Source organism: Prevotella sp. LCP21S3_D2, assembly GCF_052118345.1.
GTDB lineage: Bacteria > Bacteroidota > Bacteroidia > Bacteroidales > Bacteroidaceae > Prevotella.
In genome coordinates this window covers 1-5,196 of the sequence record NZ_JBQKHJ010000051.1, presented here as the reverse complement: position 1 = coordinate 5,196, position 5,196 = coordinate 1, and the positions used below count along the sequence as shown (strand labels likewise).

Here is a 5,196-nt window from a genome sequence, read left to right as displayed (position 1 = left end):
GAGAAGCTTTCGGCTCTTTCAAAGCGATTTCTCGACAGATATTCACCAGCGGAGCCGATTGCTATGTTTCACTCAGAATGACCACACTGGTCAGACTGGATTCAAAATATGTCCCTTTTTAAAGTGGGCTCAGTTATATATAAACAACAATGCAAAGATAATCAAAAATATCTATAAATCAGTATTTTATATATCAAAAATGCTAAAATCCAAAGTATTAAATGTTTTTAAAAAAAAATCCAAATCATCATAACTGAAGAAAGAATTCTATGTATCTCAACAAGCCCACTTCCTCCATCCTCACCAACTTGCGTCAATAAATATCAATAATACAGCTTGCGGAGAGTATAACCTCCTGCACCGTACGAGGTATTGAACAATAATCTATAACTTGCTGATGGCGTATAGACAATGACATACCACTTTTTTCGATGGTTACTTTTTCTTCTTGATTGTTTCTATTGATAGTTACTTTCTCATCTTGTTGGTTACTTCTCCAAAAGATGACCACAAATTCATGAATCGTAGGTTCGTTACGACAAGCAATGGGAACTTGTCCGCAATACTGTCGGCAAGAATGCCTCTGTATTCAAAGCATCGGAGCAATGACAATATGGCTATCAGAAAAAGAAAGATAAACATAGAAAGTAAAGAAATACCCGACTTCGATAACATGATGAATGATGTTGAAATCGAGGTTGAGGAGCAGCAAGCCGAGAATGGACTAATAAAGCATGTTCCTGAGTTAAAGCAGTTGAGTGAGGACATTGACAAGGCTACCAACACCTTCATCAATGCCTAACTTGAACTGGAGGTTGCCATTCTGCAGTATCAGCGTGCGGAAGCCAAGTTAGGTGGTGCTGTGACTACTATCAGCAAAAAGGTTGATACCATCAATCAGCATATAGATAAGGTCTTGGAGAATGCGCCTACCAAATTAACGATATCTGTGCAAGTCAATGATACTGACTGGCAGAAGATTTAAGAACTGTTTGCCAAAGAACGCCAATGGATAACCTCACAAGATGCAGGGGCATATCCGTGAGGTCAATTCCATGTTTACCGATGAACGGAAGAAAGTCCATGAGCGATATAAGGGATATGATGGCTGCTACCTTGGTCACTATGCTCAGTGTTCTTTTGGTTCTTCTTTATGATTGCCTTCTTTGTGGTTACATGCAGAATAGGTATGATGATAGCACTGTGCTATGGTAAAAATAAAGACTGCATCAGGACTATCATATTATTGGGGATTGTCAATCCCCAATAATCACATTTTTCTCTTGTGAATTTCTTTATGTGCTTCTCTTGAAATTGCTTCTAAACATGCATATTTCTTGTGATATGCAATAAAACTTTCACGAATACTGGCTGAAGTAAATTTGGTTATGGTTCCACCATTTATAGAAGGACTTACAAATTGATGAAGAAACTCTATACCTCCATTTTTCTCAATCCACTTATCTGTTATTTTAGAAAAACTTTGGCCACTATGATGCACATCTATGTTATCACTAGTCAACATTATATGTTTATAGGGACATAATTTTCCTATAGCCAGTCTTTTAAACTCATCTTTTTCTGATTTAATTGCATCTCTACAACAATCTTTTATGTCTTTCTTAAAACGATCAGTTTTAAGAAAATTATGAGAAATTGAACTATCAGAAGGCACTTTCCCATCCAGTACAAGGTGAAAAGATTTACACTTTTCATCATTTTTGTATGCAGAAGGTATTGCCACAAAAAAATCTATTTTTGTAATTCCAAAAGTTCTTTCTTTCCATTCCGTGTGATAGATAGAGAATGCCTTTATCAAGAAATCATAATCCAAACCTGATTCAATAATTTTACTTTGAGAAGAACCTTTTGGACGATTATTCCAATAATATTCCTTTATTGATCTGCATATATCTTTAACTTTTGAAACTACAGTGTAGTCTATCTCATCCCATTTTATATCTGAATATACAATTTTACTTTTTGCCATATTTTGAATACTTCTAAGATGATTGTCTATATTTTATCTAAATCGAATTTGGAAATTCAAATCAATGAAGTATTGACCTTCTTTCTTGTAAACATAACCAAAATCTCCTTTCTTATTTTTTTTCGTCCCTGATACTCCATTTTTGTATATGTAACTATTCTCCTCGCTTTCAGTTAGTTCTCTGCCTTCCAAATATGCATTTGCCTTAGCTACTGCCAAATCCTTGCACATTCCTCTATCAGGGCGGTCGAAATAAGTGTTCTCAAAAAGATAGTTGCCAAAAATTTCATCAGACATGGCACGATAGTACAACATCTCTCCATTGCGGCTAACATCTATATAGCCACCAGTCAACCTTTTCCTACCATTCCAAAGAGAAGATGCGGTCATACCCGCAAATGAATCAAAGAGAAAGTCTTTGAACTTAGCAGGATAAAACATTTGTGGATTTCTGACATTTATAGGATTTAATTCAACTACCTTGTTGCATACATCCTTAACATTAGAGCCACACGCACCATAATAAAATGCTTGCGCCAATACTGCTGCACTTAGAACTTCTTCCATTCGGGAGTCAACAATGGCAATATTTTGTTCAAACACTTCATTTCTGCACCCAACATATTCAAGAGAGAATTTCTCCTTGATAACTTTCATTATTGAAAGAAAAGTATCATTAGCATTGATTTCATGCATTCCTTTTTCATCACAACCAACAACTTCAAATGTAAAACCTGAGGTTTGCGAGCAGTTGAATAATGTTGCAGGACTGCCTATATGAGATTTTACAGAAAAACCCTCTGTCGTTTTGGAATGGTCAAGAGAATCTTCACTGGTGATAATAACATCAGTTTTTGCACCATACTTCTCTTTTGCCGATTGCGAGAGATTAGCTTTTGGAGAGTCATATATAATGGAAAAAAGCCGACATATCTCTATTTTCTCAAAGTCTGTCATCTCTTCCCACACATATGACTTATAGAAATCTTCCCCTTTTTCTGTTTCGTGATCATTGTTGGACTCGGCTTCAATTTCTCCATTCATGCCTATCGAAAAGTACCGTAATTCATTGTAACCGACACCTCCAATCATGTCAGGAAAATATTCGCACAAGTCAATAACTTCTCCATTCTTCTCCAATAAGTCGCGCAAAGTATCTTTTACGGAATTGTACCCACTAATCATAAATTATATTGTTTAAACAGATTAAACTTCTTTTCTATTAAAGTAATGTCAGGCTTGAATTTCCTTGGCATTATAATATGCCCTTTGTTGTAGGGGTTGAATAACTCATACGTTCTGTCTTTGCCCTCACCCGAAAGACCATCATACAATCTGTCGGATATTACGACTGTATAATCTGGAGTTATCCCCAAATAGTACTTGTCGTATGCATTATGAAAGAGCGTATTCATCGCAAGCCCATTGCATGGATTGAGCCGATTCTGTTCGTCTTCGCTCCAATTGATGATATGGCACGCTTCCACTAATTCTTGACGAGCCAATCCTGTTATACAGCAACTATTGTTATATGCAGACAATACCATGTTTCTGAATAAGTATTGGTTCGTACGTTGTTTAATTACGGTTTCGCGCTCTCTTCCAATTGGAATGGATGGAATATCAGGAATAATTCCTCGTCTTACGCTTTGATATTTTTCAATCAGTCTTAATGCGTCTATTTCAAGTTCCTGCCACCTCCCGTTATATTCATTCCATACGGTTTCGTCCAAACGGCTTGAATGTCCCAGTCCTGAGGCTGCAAGGTTGCTGTCGAAACAACCAAAATTTCCTATTTTAGCCTTAAGAGAGTTGGCATTGGGCCTACCTATTAGTTCTGCCATCAACGCAATTTGCCGATTAGAATTGTTAACCTTGTTGAATGGTATAATGCAATATAGGTATAAAGCAACTATCTCTTGGTCTTTTGTCCATTCCATAATAATCGGTTTTTATGCTACAGCGTTTAATAAAGCAGTACCTCTCGTTTCTGCAAATCCAAGTTTTTTACCAGCAAGTGAGAATGCTTGACAAGGGAAACCAGCACAAAGGATATCAAACCCCTTTGGTATTTTATTCTTTGTTGATTCCTTTGTTATATCACCAAAAGGAACATCGCCATAATTTGCATAATAGGTCTTTTTGGCTTGTTCATCCCATTCGGAAGAAAACACACATTCTCCTCCTAAATTTTGAAATGCCATTCTAAAGCCACCTATTCCCGCAAAAAGATCAATAAAGGTGAACTTTGGATTTTTTGGGGCAAGAAATGGTGCCTGAAATAATTCTGGAAATAGATATGCTTGATAGGCATCTGTAGATTCTGAAACACCGACGAAATCATTAGGTCGTTGTTCCTTCTCTCCATGAACGAATTCATACCATAAATTCAGTATATCTTGCGCTTTATTTGCATATGGCACATTTACTTTTGATTCTTTCAATTGTAAATAGTGAGTTACCAATGCAGCCTGTTCGATAAATGGTATAAGATTACCATTTTCGTCAAGCGACTCTTTGCCAAATATTTGTACCTTATCGGCACGTTTCTTGCTGAAATCAAATAATGAGAATGAAGTATTTATTTTTTTCATTACAATTTTTTATACGGATTATGTTCAGGAACCCTAATGAGTTCTTTTATATCAACTTCCAGACATTGAGATATCTGTATTAATGCTTCTAAAGGAGGTTGGCAAGCATTAGTACACCATTTGGAAATGGTTGCTTGGTCTCTGCCAAGTTTCTCTGCAAGCCATTTGTTCGTTTTCCCCTTTTCTGCAAGCATAACCTTTATACGATTAAGATTTTTCTCAGCCATTGCGGATATTATTATTGTTTTCGGTTGCAAAGATACTCATTTTTCCCCAAATATTGTTTGTTTAATCCGAAAAACGATATAAAAATTAGAAAATAATTTGTTTTATTAGAAATTCTGCTGATTTTTGCATGGTTTATAGTGACTCTTCCCCTCTTTATCTTGCATATATCTATATCAATAGTTCGTTAATAATTCAATAATGTGCTAAGCAGCTATACGCTGTAAGCACGAGAGATCTTTGAAAATCTTGCTAATTAAAGTTCGGTTCGGGGTATACCCACTTGCTTTAAAAATTCGTTTCACCAGATAAATGTTGGTCATCAGTGACTTGAATGAAGACATAGAATATTCCATTCCCATCTCCTTCATAGTTACCTTGGCAACA

5 protein-coding genes and 1 pseudogene are annotated in these 5,196 nt (G+C 36.1%); 1 reads left to right on the top strand and 5 read right to left on the bottom strand.

What is annotated here, in order from left to right; translation table 11 throughout:
* Positions 1 to 613: 613 nt before the first annotated feature.
* Positions 614 to 802 (top strand): hypothetical protein, encoded by a 189-nt coding sequence (locus tag ACTQ16_RS16335; RefSeq protein ID WP_441938496.1) that lies wholly within the window; start codon positions 614 to 616, stop codon positions 800 to 802.
* Between the two features lie 468 nt (positions 803 to 1,270).
* Here the strand turns inward: ACTQ16_RS16335 and ACTQ16_RS16330 are convergent, their stop codons facing one another.
* From ACTQ16_RS16330 to ACTQ16_RS16310, 5 genes and pseudogenes are all read right to left on the bottom strand, one after another.
* Entirely contained in the window at positions 1,271 to 1,990 is a 720-nt protein-coding gene (locus ACTQ16_RS16330) for a hypothetical protein (RefSeq protein ID WP_441938494.1), read from the bottom strand.
* 33 nt (positions 1,991 to 2,023) lie between these two features.
* Positions 2,024 to 3,175, bottom strand: a complete 1,152-nt coding sequence (locus ACTQ16_RS16325) for an HpaII family restriction endonuclease (RefSeq protein WP_441938492.1) — start codon at positions 3,173 to 3,175, stop codon at positions 2,024 to 2,026.
* On the bottom strand, positions 3,172 to 3,930 hold the full coding sequence (locus ACTQ16_RS16320; protein WP_441938490.1) for an HNH endonuclease: 759 nt from the start codon (positions 3,928 to 3,930) through the stop codon (positions 3,172 to 3,174). Before ACTQ16_RS16320 ends, ACTQ16_RS16325 begins: the two co-directional genes overlap by 4 nt.
* Before the next feature lie 36 nt (positions 3,931 to 3,966).
* Positions 3,967 to 4,584, bottom strand: a pseudogene (dcm, locus tag ACTQ16_RS16315) (DNA (cytosine-5-)-methyltransferase); the annotation flags it as partial.
* A complete protein-coding gene (locus ACTQ16_RS16310; RefSeq protein ID WP_441938488.1) occupies positions 4,584 to 4,811 on the bottom strand; it encodes a helix-turn-helix transcriptional regulator in 228 nt (75 codons plus the stop codon). The gene ACTQ16_RS16310 and the pseudogene dcm, both read right to left, overlap by 1 nt.
* Between the last annotated feature and the right edge of the window lie 385 nt (positions 4,812 to 5,196).